Here is a 14,090-nt window from a genome sequence, read left to right as displayed (position 1 = left end):
CCATAGATGTAGGAGCTGCCGCAGGCTGCGATCTTTTGATGTTTAACCATTCATGCTCTGAAAATGTTCCAGCATCCGCTGCGCATCCGGCACCACGCCGCTGAACAACTCAAACGCCTTCACCGCCTGAAACACGGCCATGTTGCCGCCATCCAGCGTTCGGCAACCCAACGCGCGGGCGTTGCGCAGCAGTTCGGTTTCCAGCGGGAAGTAAACGATCTCCGCCACCCATAACTCACCTCGCAGCAGTTCCATCGGTACGGGCATGCCCGGCAGTTTTTTCATGCCCATGGGGGTGGTGTTCACCAGGCCGTCAGCCTGGGCCAGGGTGCTCGGCAAGTCATGGCCCGCCACAGCCCGGCCAACGCCGAAATGTTGATTGAGATTGTCCGCCAGGCTCTGGGCGCGGCTGATCTCCACGTCGAAAATGTTCAGCAGCCGTACGCCTTCACTCAGTAGGGCATGGGCCACTGCCGCGCCCGCGCCACCGGCGCCCATTTGCACGACGCGCTCAAGGGCAACGCCCTTCAAGCCACGACGGAAACCTTCGGCGAAGCCCAGGCAATCGGTGTTGTGGCCGATGCGTTTACCGTCCTTCAGCACGACCGTGTTCACCGCCCCAATGCCGCGGGCTTCTGGTGACAATTCGTCGAGCAGCGGGATGATCGTCTGCTTGCACGGAAACGTGATGTTCAGGCCGGTGAAGTTCATCCGCTCGGCGGCCATCAGCAGGTCGGGCAGGGCGCCGCTGTCGAGTTTCAACTGGTCCAGATCGATCAGGCGATAGAGGTAACGCAAACCCTGGGCATCGCCTTCATGCTCGTGCAGCGCCGGGGTGCGAGAAGCCTGGATGCCGGCGCCGATAAGTCCGGCCAGTACAGCGTTGGTCTGAGTCACGGCGTTCACCCCTTCAAACGTTGACTGAAATGTTCCAGCGCCAGGCGATAGCCGTGGCTGCCGAAACCGGCCATCACCGCCGTGGCGATGGCCGACACAAAAGAGTGGTGGCGGAAGGGCTCGCGGGCATGAACGTTGGACAGGTGGACTTCGATCACCGGCAATTCGCTGGCGACCAGAGCATCGCGGATCGCGACCGAGGTGTGGGTCCAGGCAGCCGGGTTGATGACGATCCCGGCGCAACGGCCACTCGCGGCGTGAATCCAGTCGAGCAGTTCGCCTTCATGATTGGTCTGGCGAAACTCCACCGCCAAGCCGAACTCTTCGGCGGCACGACCGCACATCGCTGAGATGTCGGCCAGTGTTTCGTGGCCGTAAGTCGCCGGTTCACGGGTGCCGAGCAGGTTCAAATTGGGGCCGTTGAGCACCAGAACGATAGGGGGCATCGGAGTCTCTCCACTTATTATTTTTGGCATTGGCCGAGGGTTTCAGCCTGTGGAGATAAATTGTACTAGCTGGTTAATTTGGTCAATTGAAGAGGCGACTCGCAGGGTTTTTGTGTGCGGTGATCGGACGGTTTCGGCTTTTCAGCGGGGCAGATGCTCCACTAGAAAATCGATGAACGCCCTCAATCGCAACGGCATATGGCGGGTTTGCGGGTAGAGCAGGGTGAACGGTCGCGAGCGTCCGCCATACGGCTTGAGCACTTCCACCAGCGAACCATCTGCCAGTTCGTTTTCGACGATGAAGCGATAGGTCTGAAACAATCCCGCCCCGTGTTTGGCCAGGGTCACGCCGCCCAGCACATCGTCGGAACAACTGAGATTGCCCTCGGCCAGAATCTCCCGGTGCACGCCATTGTCGTTGAACAGCCAGGCAATCCGCCGACCGCTGCTGGGCAATTCGTACTGGATGCACTCGTGCTGTTTAAGATCATCCAGCGTTTGTGGAATGCCCGCGTGCTTCAGGTAATCAGGACTGGCAATCATCACCAACGCGGCGTCTTCCAACTGTCGGGCGATCAGGCCGGAATCCGGAATCGCCCGCACGCGGATCGCCATGTCATAGCCTTCGCCGACGAAATCGATGTTGCGATTGCTGATGTGCGACTCGACCTTCACCGCTGGAAAGCGTGCCCGAAATGCCGGCAACAACGGCAAAATCCGGTGATGGGCATAGGTGGTGGGAATGCTGATGCGTAAGGTGCCGGACGGCTGCTGCTGCTGGCCCATGACCTCGCGCTGGGCCTCGACCAGTTGCGCCAGCGCCTGGCGACATTCCTCGTAATACCGCCGACCACTGTCGGTCAGTTTGACGCTGCGGGTGGTGCGGGCGAACAACCGCACGCCCAGGCGTTCTTCCATGCGCGACACCGAACGGCTCACGGCTGCCGGCGTCACACCAGCCACCAGCGCGGCGGCGGTAAAGCTGCCGGCTTCGGCGGCCAGACAAAACAGTTCGATGCTGCCCAGCTGAAGATCGTCGAATTGTCGCTGCATGATTGATTACACCGGGTATCAAATGAAGTGTGTGAGTCAGTATTTATCAGATGCCTGCACACAGATACAGAGAGTTGGTGATGAGCAGCGGCAAGCACTAAGCCTTTCTTAATCAGCAAAAAGGAGAACCAGCATGCCTTTCGTCAGCGTAGTATTACCCGCGATGGTGTGACCCGGGAGCAGAAGGCCCAGGTCATCGCTGAAATCACCGACACCTTGCAGCGAGTCCTCGGTAAGCCTCCGGAGCTGACCCACATTGTGATCGAGGAAGTCGACACGGATAACTGGGGGTATGCGGGCATCAACACCACCGAGTATCGAAAAAACCAGTCGGGTCGATTCCCTGACAAGCCAAGACAGCCGTCCTCGGGACGGCTTTTTGTAGGCACGAGGAAAGGATTGCTTACCATTTTGCGGTGTTCTCCACCGGCTCGAGCCGAGCCTTGGCGCTAGTCTCAAAAGTCGCAGTGATGATTCAACACAGCGCCAGTTATCGGATTTTCCAGGGAATGTCGGGTCTTCGGGCTCATTAACCTAACGGATGGGTTAGCATGAGATTATTCAGCTACAAAGGGTTTTCAATGGTGATCATGTTGCGCGATGAGCACTGCCCGCCTCATGCACATGTGGATGCCGGAACCTGGAGTGCGCGCTTCAAATTCAGCTTCTGGCACAACAGTGTCGAACTGTGGGACGTGGTTCCTCATTCTCGCAGGCCACCTGTGGCGGTGCTGGAAGGGTTGCGTCACGCGCTAGGACAACCCGCTCATTTGCGCCGCGCTCGGTGTATCTGGTGGGACAAGCTGCACACGGTCTGCCTCGATCATCAGATATGGGACTGGCAAACCAGCGAAGTCGTGGTGGTAAAAAGGGTCGCCAGTACGACCTGCATGATTGGCTCGGCTTGCTATGAGCCCGAGACGAACAAGACCCTACTGGCGCTGATGGGCGTTCCGGAGGGCGTGGAGATCGAACTATGAAAACGATAACAGCAAAAATGTTGGTGGATCGGCCCGTAACCGAAGCCGTGCTGGATGAAGCCATCCAGCGTGGCCAAGTGCGTCACAAAGGCGGTTTGCGGGCGACTTCGGTGACCTTTGTGGAACCGCGCCTGGCGGTCAATTTCATTGATGGCAGTGGCGTGCTGTTGCCCGTGCAGCACTATCCGGAGTTCGATGATTTCGACGTCGAGGATTTCGCAGACCTGAAAGTCGGCTTTTCCGGGACAGCCCTTTGCCACGAGGGCAAGGATCTGCAGGTCTCCATCGCCGGGATGGTTTCGGCCAGCAAGCCGCTGATGGATATGGCCGCGTCGGTCATCGCCTCGCGCAATGGTCGCCAAAGTAGCGCCGCCAAAGCAGAGGCTGCGCGGGCGAATGGCCGTAAGGGAGGGCGTCCGCGCAAGACAGATATCCCCCTTTAAGCACGCACAAAAAAGCCGTCGTGATGACGGCTGATTTGTATCTGGCACTGGCAATTACCGGCGGGTCAACAAGACCCCGGATTCCATGTGATGGGTCCACGGGAACTGGTCGAACATTGCGCATCTGGTGATGCGATGGGTGTCGTGCAACTGGGCGATGTTGGCCGCCAGGGTTTCCGGGTTGCAGGAGATGTAGAGGATGTTGTCGAAGCGACGGGTCAGCTCGCAGGTGTCCGGATCCATGCCGGCGCGAGGCGGATCGACGAAGACGCTACCGAACTCGTAGCTCTTCAGGTCGATACCGTGCAGGCGACGGAACGGACGAACTTCGTTCAGGGCTTCGGTCAGCTCCTCGGCGGACAAGCGCACCAGGGTGACGTTATCCACAGCGTTTTCGCTGAGATTGCTCAACGCGGCATTGACCGACGCCTTGCTGATTTCAGTGGCCAGCACTTTGCGTACGCGCGTCGCGAGCGGCAAGGTGAAGTTGCCGTTGCCGCAATACAGCTCCAGCAAATCGTCGGAGCGATCGCAGAGTGAGTCGTAAGCCCAGTTGAGCATCTTCTGGTTCACGGTGCCGTTGGGCTGGGTGAACGCGCCTTCCGGCTGGCGATAGCTGAAGGTGCGACCGCCGACGTCCATCTGCTCGACCACGTAATCGTGACCGATCACTTCGCGTTTGCCCTTGGAGCGGCCGATGACGCTGACGTTCAGGTCAGCTGCCAGTTTCGACGCTGCCGCGTGCCAGTGCTCGTCCAGCGGGCGGTGATAGCACAGCGTGATCATCGCATCGCCGGCCAGGGTGGTCAGGAACTCCACTTGGAACAACTTGTGGCTAAGAGCCGCACTGGCTTGCCATGCCGCTTTCAGTTGCGGCATCAACTCGTTGATGCGCAGGCTGGCGATCGGGAATTCTTCGATCAGGATCGGCGTGCGCTTGTCTTCCTGGGAAAACATCGCGTAGTGACGCTCACCGGCTTCGCGCCACAGGCGGAATTCGGCGCGCAGGCGAAAATTCTGCAGCGGCGAGTCGAACACCGCAGGTTCTGGCGCACCGAACGGGGCCAACAGGTCACGCAGGCGCGTGACCTTCTCTTCGAGCTGAACGGCGTAAGCCTTGGAATCAAAAGTCATGCGTTGAACCAACCCAACTTGATCACGAACAGAATCGACAGAATCACCAGTGCCGGGTTCAGCTCACGGCCGCGGCCGGACAGCAACTTGATCGCGGTCCAGGAGATGAAACCGAAGGCGATGCCGTTGGCGATGGAATAAGTGAACGGCATGGCCAGAGCAGTGACCACGACCGGTGCTGCGACGGTGATGTCGTCCCAGTCTATTTCGGCCAGGCCGGATGTCATCAGTACCGCGACGAACAGCAGTGCAGGCGCGGTAGCAAAGGCTGGAATGCTGGCCGCCAATGGCGAAAAAAACAGCGCCAACAGGAACAGAATCGCCACGACAACGGCGGTCAGGCCGGTGCGGCCACCGGCACTCACGCCGGCTGCGGATTCGATGTAGCTGGTAGTGGTCGAAGTGCCCAGCAGCGAACCGGCCATGGCCGCGGTACTGTCGGCGATCAGGGCGCGACCCATTTTCGGCATGTGGCCGTCCTTGCCCATCAGGCCAGCGCGCTTGGCGACGCCGATCAGGGTGCCGGAGTTGTCGAACAGGTCAACGAACAGGAAGGCGAAGATCACGCTGACCAGCCCGATGTCCAGGGCACCCTTGATGTCCAGTTGCAGGAAAGTCGGGGCCAGGGACGGTGGCATCGACATCACGCCGCCGAACGGGGTGAAACCCATCAGGATCGAAACGATGGTCACCGCCAGAATGCCAATCAGTACCGCGCCGCGCACTTTAAGCGCTTCAAGCGCCACGATCAGGGCAAAGCCGAGGGTCGCGAGGATCGGGGCCGGTTGTTTCAAATCGCCGAGGCCGACCATGGTTGCCGGGTTACTCACCACGATGCCCGCGTTATGCAGGGCGATCAGGGCCAGGAACAGACCGATACCGGCGGCAATCGCCGAACGCAGCGGCAACGGGATGCTGTTGATGATCCATTCGCGGATGCGGAAGATCGACAGCAGGAAAAACAGCACTGCCGAGATGAATACCGCACCCAGCGCCACTTGCCAGGTGTGGCCCATGTGCAGGACCACGGTGTAGGTAAAGAAGGCGTTCAGGCCCATTCCCGGGGCGAGAGCGATCGGGTAGTTGGCGATCAGGCCCATCACCGTGGAGCCGATGGCGGCTGCCAGACACGTGGCGACGAACACCGCGCCCTTGTCCATGCCGGTCTCGCCGAGGATGCTCGGGTTGACGAACAGAATGTAGGCCATGGCCAAAAAGGTCGTGACGCCCGCCAGTATCTCGGTCCGCACGTTGGTGTTGTGTGCCTTGAGTTGAAACAGCCTTTCCAGCATGTCTGCTCCCCGTGGCGCGCAAGGCGCCGTGAATGTATCGACCTCAACAGCAAAGCACAGACCGCTGCTGGCGCCTGGTAATTTTCTGAGGGTCGGAAAAAGCCGCGCATCATACCAGCAGCGTGGGGCTATGGCTGCTTATGGCTGCGATCGTCGTCGATGTTTTGCGGTAAAGCCAAGTGCGCCATACTGCGCGCTGATTTTGGGGGGGACTTATGTATTGCATGAATAAACGTCTGATTGCCGTATTTGCAATGGCGATCGCCTTGTTCCTGGGGGCACACACCGCTTCGGCTGCATCGGCGGCGCCGCTGAGTCAGGTGAAGGTACTCAAGGTCGAGTCGCCGGGCTGCGGCTTTGAAGACATCGCGCAGGGGCAAGAGCAAACCCGCTGCAATCACAGCGGACCGAACATCAAGGTCTACGTGTTGGAAGTCGGTTACGGTCGTAGCGCGCATGTTGGGCTGGATGGTTTTGAGGTGAACGGCACCCGGACCCCTATCTGTGCTTTCGATAATGGCAACCTGACTGAGTGCACCGTCGGGAGAAAAACCGTCGGCTATTTGTATGTCTTCGATCTGGCAGGCAAGCAGGAAGGCACGTTCACCTTCAGCAACACGTCGATCAACGCGCCCGGCAATACGCTGTCGACGCAGCTTTACATCAAGTAACGGCCGGTTCGAACAAGGGGCAGGAAAGCTGACTACGCTTTAAAGATCATCCAGTGGACTGCGCCCATGACCTTTAGAGCTCTGATTACCCTCGCCGAGGGCATCGATGACCTGCAATCAGTGACCCTGATCGATGTGCTGCGCCGTGCCAAGGTTGAAGTGGTGGTGGCCAGCATCGAGGGACGGCGCATGCTCACCTGCGCGCGCGGCACCCGAGTGACGTCCGATGCGATGCTGGTAGACGTGCTGGCCCAGCCGTTCGATCTGATCGTCCTGCCCGGCGGTGCCGTAGGGGCGCAACATCTGGCGGCGCATCAACCCCTGCAACAATTGATCAAGGATCAGGCGGCGGCCGGGCGCCTGTTCGCCGGCATCGCCGAGGCCCCGGCGCTGGCGCTGCAAGCCTTTGGCGTACTGCGTCAGCGGCGCATGACCTGCCTGCCATCGGCCAGCCATCAACTGTTGGGGTGCAACTTCGTCGATCAACCGGTGGTGGTCGATGGCAACTGCATCACTGCACAAGGTTCAGGGGCGGCGTTGCAATTCGCCCTGACGCTGGTGGAGCAACTCTGCGGCAAAGCCAGGCGAGCGGCGGTGGCGGGGGAGTTGGTGGTTTAGAGAGTGCGCTGGGCAAACTGCTTCAAGCCTTCACTTCTTCCACCGCCACATGCATGCGGTCGCGGTTAGCCAGGGTCGGGAACAGTTTGATCCACGCCCCGGTCACCACCAACGTGCCAATACCGCCCATGACCACCGCTGGCACGGTGCCGAACCAGTGGGCGGTCAAGCCGGATTCAAACTCGCCCAACTGGTTCGAAGCACCGATGAACAAACCGTTCACGGCACTGACCCGGCCGCGCATTTCATCCGGGGTTTCCAGTTGCACGAAGGAGGCGCGGATCACCATGCTGATCATGTCCGCCGCGCCCAACACCACCAACACCGCCAGGGAAAACCAGAACGAGGTCGACAGGCCGAACGCAATGGTCGCGACACCGAACACGCCCACGGCGGTGAACATGACCCGTCCGACTTTGCGTTCCACGGCAAATCTCGCCAGGTACAGCGACATCAGCAGCGCGCCGACTGCCGGCGCTGAACGCAGCAGGCCCAAGCCCCAAGGGCCGGTCAGCAGAATGTCCTTGGCGAACACCGGCAGCAACGCCGTCGCGCCACCGAGCAGGACGGCAAACAGATCCAGAGAAATCGCCCCGAGAATGTCCGGACGACTGCGAATGAAGCGGATACCCGCCAGCAACGAATCCAGCGTCGCCTTGCCCTTGTTCAGCGGTGTCTGCCGTGCAGGCAGGTTGAGCATCAGCAGGCAGGCGATGATGTAGAGGATCACCGTCGGGCCATAGACCCAGACGCTGCCGAAGGCGTAAAGCAACCCACCGAGGGCCGGGGCAACGATAGTCGCCGATTGCTGTGCGGATTGGGCGGCGGCGACCGCGCGGGGGAACAGCGCGCTGGGCACGATGCTCGGCAACAGAGCCTGAGTGGTCGGCATTTCGAAGGAGCGGGCGGCACCGAGCAGGAACGCGAGGATGAAGATCATCTCCCGGGTGACATTGTCGGTCGCGCTACCGATGGCCAGCGACAGGGCGATCAACGCTTGCAGGGACTGACAGATTGCCGCGACCTTGCGCCGGTCATAACGGTCCGCGACATGCCCGGTGTGCAGCATGAACAGCACTCGCGGGGCAAACTCCACCAGACCGACCAGGCCCAGGTCGAGCACATTGCCGGTCAGTTGGTAGAGGTTCCAGCCAATGGCCACCGTGAGCATCTGAAAGCCGCTGGCGGTAAACACCCGAGCCAGCCAGAACGCGATAAAAGGGCGGTGATGACGTAACAGCAAGGGCGCTTGGCTGGGCATCTGAGGGCAGGTCTTGAGCGAGGAGAGGGTCGAGATTATCACCAAGCTGTAACCAAAAGTTGCATGGCTGGGAAATTTCGTTAGCTAGACACCGATCTCGAAAACGCGGAAATCCCCCTGTGGGAGCGAGCTTGCTCGCGATGGCGGCGTATCAGTCACTCATCTGTCGCCTGACACACCGCTTCGCGAGCAAGCTCGCTCCCACAGAGGTATGTGTTACTGCTTATGACCAGGCCAGTGAGGCAACCTGTCACGCGGCAAAAGACCACACCGTCCATCGTCAAAAATGGGACTACTCTTTTAACGTTGCTTGATCCAGATCAAGACCGCTCGTGGAATTGATCCGGCGGCCAGATGGCCAGACTCCCTACGTTGTGATGTTTGTAAAAAAAGAACGAATTCAAATTCGCCACACTCCATATCCGTGGGGGCAGTGGGTGTAGGCCGCAAGCCTTCAGCCGGTATTACCTGACAGAGGAAGACTTATGTTCGGTTTGGAGGCACTTGATCTCGCCCGGATGCAGTTTGCGTTCACCATTTCGTTTCACATTCTATTTCCCGCCATCACCATTGGCCTGGCGAGTTACCTGGCGGTGCTCGAAGGCCTGTGGCTGAAAACCCATAACGACACGTACCGCGATCTGTACCACTTCTGGTCGAAGATCTTTGCGGTCAACTTCGGCATGGGCGTGGTCTCCGGGCTCGTCATGGCCTATCAGTTCGGCACCAACTGGAGCCGCTTCTCGGACTTCGCCGGCTCCGTGACCGGGCCGCTGCTGACGTACGAAGTACTCACCGCATTCTTCCTCGAAGCCGGTTTCCTCGGTGTCATGCTGTTCGGCTGGAACAAGGTCGGGCGCAATCTGCACTTCTTCTCCACGGTCATGGTCGCCATCGGCACACTGATATCGACCTTCTGGATTCTCGCTTCCAACAGCTGGATGCAGACCCCGCAAGGCTACGAAATCGTCAATGGCCAGGTGATTCCGGTGGACTGGCTGGCGGTGATTTTCAACCCGTCGTTCCCTTACCGTCTGCTACACATGTCGACGGCGGCGTTTGTCGCGACTGCTTTCTTCGTCGGTTCCTCGGCGGCCTGGCATTTGCTGCGCGGCAAGGACAACCCGGCGATCCGCACCATGCTCTCGATGGCCATGTGGATGGCCTTGATCGTGGCGCCGATTCAGGCCGTCATCGGTGACTTCCACGGGCTGAATACGCTCAAGCATCAGCCGGCGAAAATCGCCGCGATTGAAGGCCACTGGGAAAACCACGGCGATGAGCCGACCCCGCTGATCCTGTTCGGCTGGCCGGACATGAAAGAAGAGCGGACCAAATTCGCGGTAGAGATCCCGTATCTGGGCAGCCTGATCCTCACGCACTCGCTGGACAAACAGGTCCCGGCACTCAAGGAATTCCCGCCTGAAGACCGGCCGAATTCGACCATTGTGTTCTGGTCGTTCCGGATCATGGTGGGTCTGGGCATGCTGATGATCTTCACCGGTTTGTGGAGCCTGTGGCTGCGTAAACGCGACAAGCTCTATACCTCGCGGCCGTTCCTGTACCTGGCGTTGTGGATGGGGCCATCCGGCCTGATCGCGATCCTCGCCGGTTGGTTTACCACTGAAATCGGCCGTCAGCCGTGGGTCGTCTACGGCCTGATGCGCACAGCAGATGCGTCCTCCAATCACAGCTTCATGCAGATGAGCATCACGTTGATCATGTTCGTCGTGGTCTATTTCGCGCTGTTCGGTGCCGGTCTGGGCTACATGATGCGCCTGGTGCGCAAAGGGCCGAAGATCGACGAAGGCAAGGAAACGCCCGAGGGCGGTCCAGGCAAGAAACGCACACCGGCCCGTCCGCTGTCCGCAGCCGACGATCCTGCCGACGCCGACCACGATCCCAGCCTGACCAAGGAGATTTGAATCATGGGTATTGATCTTCCGCTGATCTGGGCCGTGATCATCATCTTCGGCATCATGATGTACGTGGTCATGGACGGTTTCGATTTGGGGATCGGGATTCTCTTCCCGTTCATTCCGGGCAAGACCGATCGTGACGTCATGATGAACACCGTCGCGCCGGTCTGGGACGGCAACGAAACCTGGCTGGTACTGGGTGGCGCAGCGTTGTTCGGGGCCTTCCCGCTGGCCTATTCGGTGGTGCTCTCGGCGTTGTACCTGCCGTTGATTTTTATGCTGATCGGGCTGATCTTCCGCGGTGTGGCCTTCGAGTTCCGCTTCAAGGCCAGGGACGACAAGCGCCATCTCTGGGACAAGGCGTTCATCGGTGGCTCGGTCGCCGCCACCTTTTTCCAGGGCGTTGCGTTGGGTGCGTTCATTGATGGGTTGCCGGTGGTCAATCGCCAATTTGCCGGTGGCTCACTGGACTGGTTGACGCCGTTCACCCTGTTCTGCGGCGTGGCGCTAGTGGTGGCTTATGCGCTGCTCGGTTGCACCTGGCTGATCATGAAGACCGAAGGCAAGTTGCAGGAGCAGATGCATGACCTGGCTCGACCGCTGGCTTTCGTGGTGTTGGCAGTGATCGGTATCGTCAGCATCTGGACCCCGCTGGCCCACGCCGAGATTGCCGCTCGCTGGTTCACCCTGCCAAACCTGTTCTGGTTCCTGCCGGTGCCGATTCTGGTGCTGGTGACCATGTACGGTCTGATCCGCGCGGTGGCTCGCAATGCGCACTACACGCCATTCCTGCTGACCTTGGTGCTGATCTTCCTCGGCTACAGCGGTTTGGGCATCAGCCTGTGGCCGAACATCGTGCCGCCGTCGATCTCGATCTGGGACGCCGCCGCACCGCCGCAAAGCCAGGGCTTCATGCTGGTGGGCACGCTGTTCATCATCCCGTTCATCCTGGGTTACACCTTCTGGAGCTACTACGTGTTCCGCGGCAAGGTCACCCACGAAGATGGCTATCACTAGAGCGCGCGACAGGGGCGCAGGGCTGATACCTGCGCCATTTCTTCAGAGGAGATTGCGATGAAGGCGGGTAAACATTCCTTGCAGGAAATCGAAGCAGCAGAGAAAAAGCCGCTCTGGCAGCGCCTCGGCTGGCTGGCGATGATCTGGACCGGCAGCGTTGTGGCGCTGTTCATCGTGGCCAGCCTGATGCGCATGTTCATGAATGCCGCGGGCCTGACGACCCACTGATTTTTTGCCCCTTATTTGCGGGCTTTAAGGATCACGAATTTAGGTGTGGCCGCCACTTGCTCGACGCCGCGGAACAGCCGCGCGAGCTTGCTGTGATAACCCAGATGACGGTTGCCGACGATGTACAACGCGCCGCCCACCACCAGCGCCTCTCGGGCCTGCTGGAACATGCGCCAGGCCAGGAAGTCGCCGACGACTTGTTGTTGGTGAAACGGCGGGTTGCACAGTACGACATCCAGAGACTGAGGTTCCTGACCCGCCAACCCATCGCCGGCACGTACAACCACTTCCCGGTCACCCAGCGCCGCGCGCCAGTTTTCGGCTGCTGATTGCACGGCCATGAACGACTCGTCCACGAGGGTGTAGTGAGCCTCGGGGTTTTGCAGGGCGCTGGCGATGGCCAAAACCCCGTTGCCACAACCCAAGTCGGCTACCCGCGCCGAGCCCAGGTTCTTTGGCAGGTGCGGCAAAAACGCTCGCGTGCCGATATCCAGCCCTTCGCGGCAGAACACATTGGCGTGATTGAGCAGTTCGATATCAGGGGCGTCGAGTCGATAACGGGTCGGGTAGGGGGATACGACGGGTGCTTTGACCTCAGCGGTCGCGATCAATAGCCGAGCCTTCTTCACCGCCAGCGAGGCTTGCACCGGGCCGATGTAGCGTTCCAGCAGATCACCCGCGGCGCGGGGTAAATGCTTGATCATCGCCGCAGCAATCACCTGAGCCCCCGGCGCCAGTTGACCCTGCAAACGAATCACTTGTTCTTCCAGCAAGGCGAGGGTTTTCGGGACCCGGATCAGTACCCGGTCGAAAGGGCCTGAAAAGGCTTCACTGGCAGGTACGCTTGGCACCGCATCAAACGCCTGGCCGTTACGGATCAGATTTTTTTCCAGTGCCTGAAAGGCCAGGAACGAGTCGCCGCTGCTGTTCACTTGAACCTTGCCCGCCAGGCTGGCGGCCAATGCGCCAAAGCTGTCGTTGAGCACCAAAACCCGAGTGTCGGCCGAGGGCTGTTGGTCAGCCAGATGGGTGAGCAGGTATTCGTCTGCGGCATCAAACGCCTGCAGCGGTTCGTTCTGCTGTTCGGGCTGGCGGATCAGGTCGAGTCGGGCGAAGGGTGTTTCGAGCAAGGGCATGAGGCGGGGCTCTGGGTAATCAACAGGGGTCATCAACTGGTGTCCCGCGGCCCAGGGGCGTTGTTGCGGGCGAGACCGTCCGAGTGTACTGCGTCGTGAAGGTTCACACGTCATCACTCAAGAAGGACCGCAAATGGTACGTTTTTTTCTTTTGGATTACTTGCAGGTTTTTTGGGTCAGCGTATCGCGCTGCTGTTGAGAATACCGTCCTTGGTGGCGGCGATGACTGCGGAAATCTTGTTATTGACCCCGAGTTTCAGAATGGCGCTTTGCACGTGGAAATTGACTGTGCGTGCGCTGAGGTTAAGGATTCTGGCACTCTCGTACGCCGTCTTGCCGTCAGCCGCCAGTCTCAATACATCGATCTCGCGGGGGGACAAATGCGGCACGGGTGGCTTGGTCGATTTCCTGGGCAGTGTCTGTGCGATCAACGCATGCAGATGGCGCCCGATGAACACTGAAAAACCGAGATTTTCATACAGTTCAAACGCAGTGATCGGGCAATGGCTTCTGGCCAGGCTCAGAATGCTGGAAACACCACTGTCCTCGTCATGGATCGATTGTGACCAGCCGTGCTGCAATCCTTGTTTCTCAAGCGCATCCCACAAGCACGGGGTCTTGGAAAAAAGTTCTTCGCTCCATAGGACAGGCAATCTGGAGTGATTGCAGTGAGCCACTACTGGGTCTATTGCGCTGAAATTTTTTTGTTCATATTCAATGTTCCAGTCCGTAGGGTAGTTGAGCTGGACTGTATTGAAGTGGTCAGTTTTTGTTGGGTATGTTGTTGAAAAGGCGAAAAATTTAAAGCCTATATTTTTCGCGAAACCCAGTGAAATCCGGTAGGCAGTCTCAATCTCCGTTGTCCGCGATAATTGGTTGAGTTGTGATTCCTTCCACCTCTCCATAGTGTCTCTCCATGTGTGGCGTTACTTGGGGTGTCATTTTTGGATCCAAGATCCGGCACGAACCGAGTGTAGGATGTTTCCTGTGTATGT

The 14,090-nt window shown here is 59.3% G+C and carries 15 protein-coding genes and 1 pseudogene; 8 read left to right on the top strand and 8 right to left on the bottom strand.

Features of this window, described 5'->3' with window-relative positions; translation table 11 throughout:
* Window positions 1-42: 42 nt before the first annotated feature.
* The 3 genes from ACMXYH_RS28330 to ACMXYH_RS28320 form a co-directional block, all read right to left on the bottom strand.
* Window positions 43-897, bottom strand: a complete 855-nt coding sequence (locus tag ACMXYH_RS28330; RefSeq protein WP_415765617.1) for a shikimate dehydrogenase — start codon at window positions 895-897, stop codon at window positions 43-45.
* Between the two features lie 5 nt (window positions 898-902).
* On the bottom strand, window positions 903-1,343 hold the full coding sequence (aroQ, locus tag ACMXYH_RS28325; protein ID WP_415765616.1) for a type II 3-dehydroquinate dehydratase: 441 nt from the start codon (window positions 1,341-1,343) through the stop codon (window positions 903-905).
* A gap of 141 nt (window positions 1,344-1,484) precedes the next feature.
* Window positions 1,485-2,396 (bottom strand): LysR family transcriptional regulator, encoded by a 912-nt coding sequence (locus ACMXYH_RS28320; RefSeq protein WP_095130673.1) that lies wholly within the window; start codon window positions 2,394-2,396, stop codon window positions 1,485-1,487.
* Window positions 2,397-2,529: 133 nt separating this feature from the next.
* On the opposite strand from ACMXYH_RS28320, the pseudogene ACMXYH_RS28315 reads away from it, so the two are divergent.
* From ACMXYH_RS28315 to ACMXYH_RS28305, 3 genes and pseudogenes are all read left to right on the top strand, one after another.
* A pseudogene (locus ACMXYH_RS28315) lies at window positions 2,530-2,729 on the top strand (tautomerase family protein); the annotation flags it as partial.
* 218 nt (window positions 2,730-2,947) lie between these two features.
* Window positions 2,948-3,376: a hypothetical protein gene (locus tag ACMXYH_RS28310; RefSeq protein ID WP_056744643.1), complete on the top strand. Its 429-nt coding sequence runs from the start codon at window positions 2,948-2,950 to the stop codon at window positions 3,374-3,376.
* On the top strand, window positions 3,373-3,819 hold the full coding sequence (locus ACMXYH_RS28305) for a DUF2442 domain-containing protein (protein WP_415765615.1): 447 nt from the start codon (window positions 3,373-3,375) through the stop codon (window positions 3,817-3,819). The genes ACMXYH_RS28310 and ACMXYH_RS28305 overlap by 4 nt, the downstream gene beginning before the upstream one ends.
* Window positions 3,820-3,873: 54 nt before the next feature.
* On the opposite strand, the gene trmA is transcribed toward ACMXYH_RS28305, so the two are convergent.
* Both trmA and ACMXYH_RS28295 read right to left on the bottom strand, forming a co-directional pair.
* Window positions 3,874-4,953: a tRNA (uridine(54)-C5)-methyltransferase TrmA gene (gene trmA / locus ACMXYH_RS28300; RefSeq protein WP_415765614.1), complete on the bottom strand. Its 1,080-nt coding sequence runs from the start codon at window positions 4,951-4,953 to the stop codon at window positions 3,874-3,876.
* A complete protein-coding gene (locus ACMXYH_RS28295; protein ID WP_129441035.1) occupies window positions 4,950-6,245 on the bottom strand; it encodes an NCS2 family permease in 1,296 nt (431 codons plus the stop codon). The genes trmA and ACMXYH_RS28295 overlap by 4 nt, the downstream gene beginning before the upstream one ends.
* A gap of 215 nt (window positions 6,246-6,460) precedes the next feature.
* Here ACMXYH_RS28295 and ACMXYH_RS28290 point away from each other — a divergent pair, with 215 nt between their 5' ends.
* Both ACMXYH_RS28290 and ACMXYH_RS28285 read left to right on the top strand, forming a co-directional pair.
* A complete protein-coding gene (locus ACMXYH_RS28290; protein WP_134422382.1) occupies window positions 6,461-6,916 on the top strand; it encodes a DUF4879 domain-containing protein in 456 nt (151 codons plus the stop codon).
* 66 nt (window positions 6,917-6,982) lie between these two features.
* Window positions 6,983-7,534, top strand: coding sequence for a DJ-1 family glyoxalase III (locus ACMXYH_RS28285; protein WP_129441039.1), 552 nt, complete (start codon window positions 6,983-6,985; stop codon window positions 7,532-7,534).
* A 22-nt stretch (window positions 7,535-7,556) separates the two neighbouring features.
* Here the strand turns inward: ACMXYH_RS28285 and ACMXYH_RS28280 are convergent, their stop codons facing one another.
* Window positions 7,557-8,795, bottom strand: coding sequence for an MFS transporter (locus ACMXYH_RS28280; RefSeq protein WP_415765613.1), 1,239 nt, complete (start codon window positions 8,793-8,795; stop codon window positions 7,557-7,559).
* A gap of 485 nt (window positions 8,796-9,280) precedes the next feature.
* On the opposite strand from ACMXYH_RS28280, the gene ACMXYH_RS28275 reads away from it, so the two are divergent.
* The 3 genes from ACMXYH_RS28275 to ACMXYH_RS28265 are packed head-to-tail and all read left to right on the top strand — an operon-like array spanning window position 9,281 to window position 11,959.
* The gene (locus tag ACMXYH_RS28275) at window positions 9,281-10,720 is read left to right on the top strand and encodes a cytochrome ubiquinol oxidase subunit I (protein ID WP_415765612.1); all 1,440 of its coding nucleotides are present in this window, start codon (window positions 9,281-9,283) and stop codon (window positions 10,718-10,720) included.
* 3 nt (window positions 10,721-10,723) lie between these two features.
* Window positions 10,724-11,731, top strand: coding sequence for a cytochrome d ubiquinol oxidase subunit II (cydB, locus tag ACMXYH_RS28270; RefSeq protein ID WP_056744661.1), 1,008 nt, complete (start codon window positions 10,724-10,726; stop codon window positions 11,729-11,731).
* A gap of 57 nt (window positions 11,732-11,788) precedes the next feature.
* Window positions 11,789-11,959, top strand: a complete 171-nt coding sequence (locus ACMXYH_RS28265) for a DUF2474 domain-containing protein (RefSeq protein WP_082555883.1) — start codon at window positions 11,789-11,791, stop codon at window positions 11,957-11,959.
* Between the two features lie 11 nt (window positions 11,960-11,970).
* Here the strand turns inward: ACMXYH_RS28265 and ACMXYH_RS28260 are convergent, their stop codons facing one another.
* Window positions 11,971-13,095 (bottom strand): methyltransferase, encoded by a 1,125-nt coding sequence (locus tag ACMXYH_RS28260; protein ID WP_415765611.1) that lies wholly within the window; start codon window positions 13,093-13,095, stop codon window positions 11,971-11,973.
* A 176-nt stretch (window positions 13,096-13,271) separates the two neighbouring features.
* Window positions 13,272-14,000, bottom strand: coding sequence for an autoinducer binding domain-containing protein (locus ACMXYH_RS28255; RefSeq protein ID WP_415765610.1), 729 nt, complete (start codon window positions 13,998-14,000; stop codon window positions 13,272-13,274).
* Between the last annotated feature and the right edge of the window lie 90 nt (window positions 14,001-14,090).

Source organism: Pseudomonas frigoris (genome assembly GCF_047758635.1).
GTDB lineage: Bacteria > Pseudomonadota > Gammaproteobacteria > Pseudomonadales > Pseudomonadaceae > Aquipseudomonas > Aquipseudomonas frigoris.
Note: the sequence above shows the minus strand (reverse complement) of the source record. Positions and strands in the feature narration are given on the sequence as shown.

Excerpts from the sequence above, each read along its gene's own strand:
- ACMXYH_RS28265 (WP_082555883.1), top strand. The coding sequence starts at position 11,789 with ATGAAGGCGGGTAAACATTCCTTGCAGGAAATCGAAGCAGCAGAGAAA.
- ACMXYH_RS28295 (WP_129441035.1), bottom strand. The coding sequence starts at position 6,245 with ATGCTGGAAAGGCTGTTTCAACTCAAGGCACACAACACCAACGTGCGG.
- ACMXYH_RS28290 (WP_134422382.1), top strand. The coding sequence starts at position 6,461 with ATGTATTGCATGAATAAACGTCTGATTGCCGTATTTGCAATGGCGATC.
- ACMXYH_RS28320 (WP_095130673.1), bottom strand. The coding sequence starts at position 2,396 with ATGCAGCGACAATTCGACGATCTTCAGCTGGGCAGCATCGAACTGTTT.
- cydB (WP_056744661.1), top strand. The coding sequence starts at position 10,724 with ATGGGTATTGATCTTCCGCTGATCTGGGCCGTGATCATCATCTTCGGC.
- ACMXYH_RS28255 (WP_415765610.1), bottom strand. The coding sequence starts at position 14,000 with ATGGAGAGGTGGAAGGAATCACAACTCAACCAATTATCGCGGACAACG.
- ACMXYH_RS28275 (WP_415765612.1), top strand. The coding sequence starts at position 9,281 with ATGTTCGGTTTGGAGGCACTTGATCTCGCCCGGATGCAGTTTGCGTTC.
- trmA (WP_415765614.1), bottom strand. The coding sequence starts at position 4,953 with ATGACTTTTGATTCCAAGGCTTACGCCGTTCAGCTCGAAGAGAAGGTC.
- aroQ (WP_415765616.1), bottom strand. The coding sequence starts at position 1,343 with ATGCCCCCTATCGTTCTGGTGCTCAACGGCCCCAATTTGAACCTGCTC.
- ACMXYH_RS28285 (WP_129441039.1), top strand. The coding sequence starts at position 6,983 with ATGACCTTTAGAGCTCTGATTACCCTCGCCGAGGGCATCGATGACCTG.
- ACMXYH_RS28260 (WP_415765611.1), bottom strand. The coding sequence starts at position 13,095 with ATGCCCTTGCTCGAAACACCCTTCGCCCGACTCGACCTGATCCGCCAG.
- ACMXYH_RS28305 (WP_415765615.1), top strand. The coding sequence starts at position 3,373 with ATGAAAACGATAACAGCAAAAATGTTGGTGGATCGGCCCGTAACCGAA.
- ACMXYH_RS28280 (WP_415765613.1), bottom strand. The coding sequence starts at position 8,795 with ATGCCCAGCCAAGCGCCCTTGCTGTTACGTCATCACCGCCCTTTTATC.
- ACMXYH_RS28310 (WP_056744643.1), top strand. The coding sequence starts at position 2,948 with ATGAGATTATTCAGCTACAAAGGGTTTTCAATGGTGATCATGTTGCGC.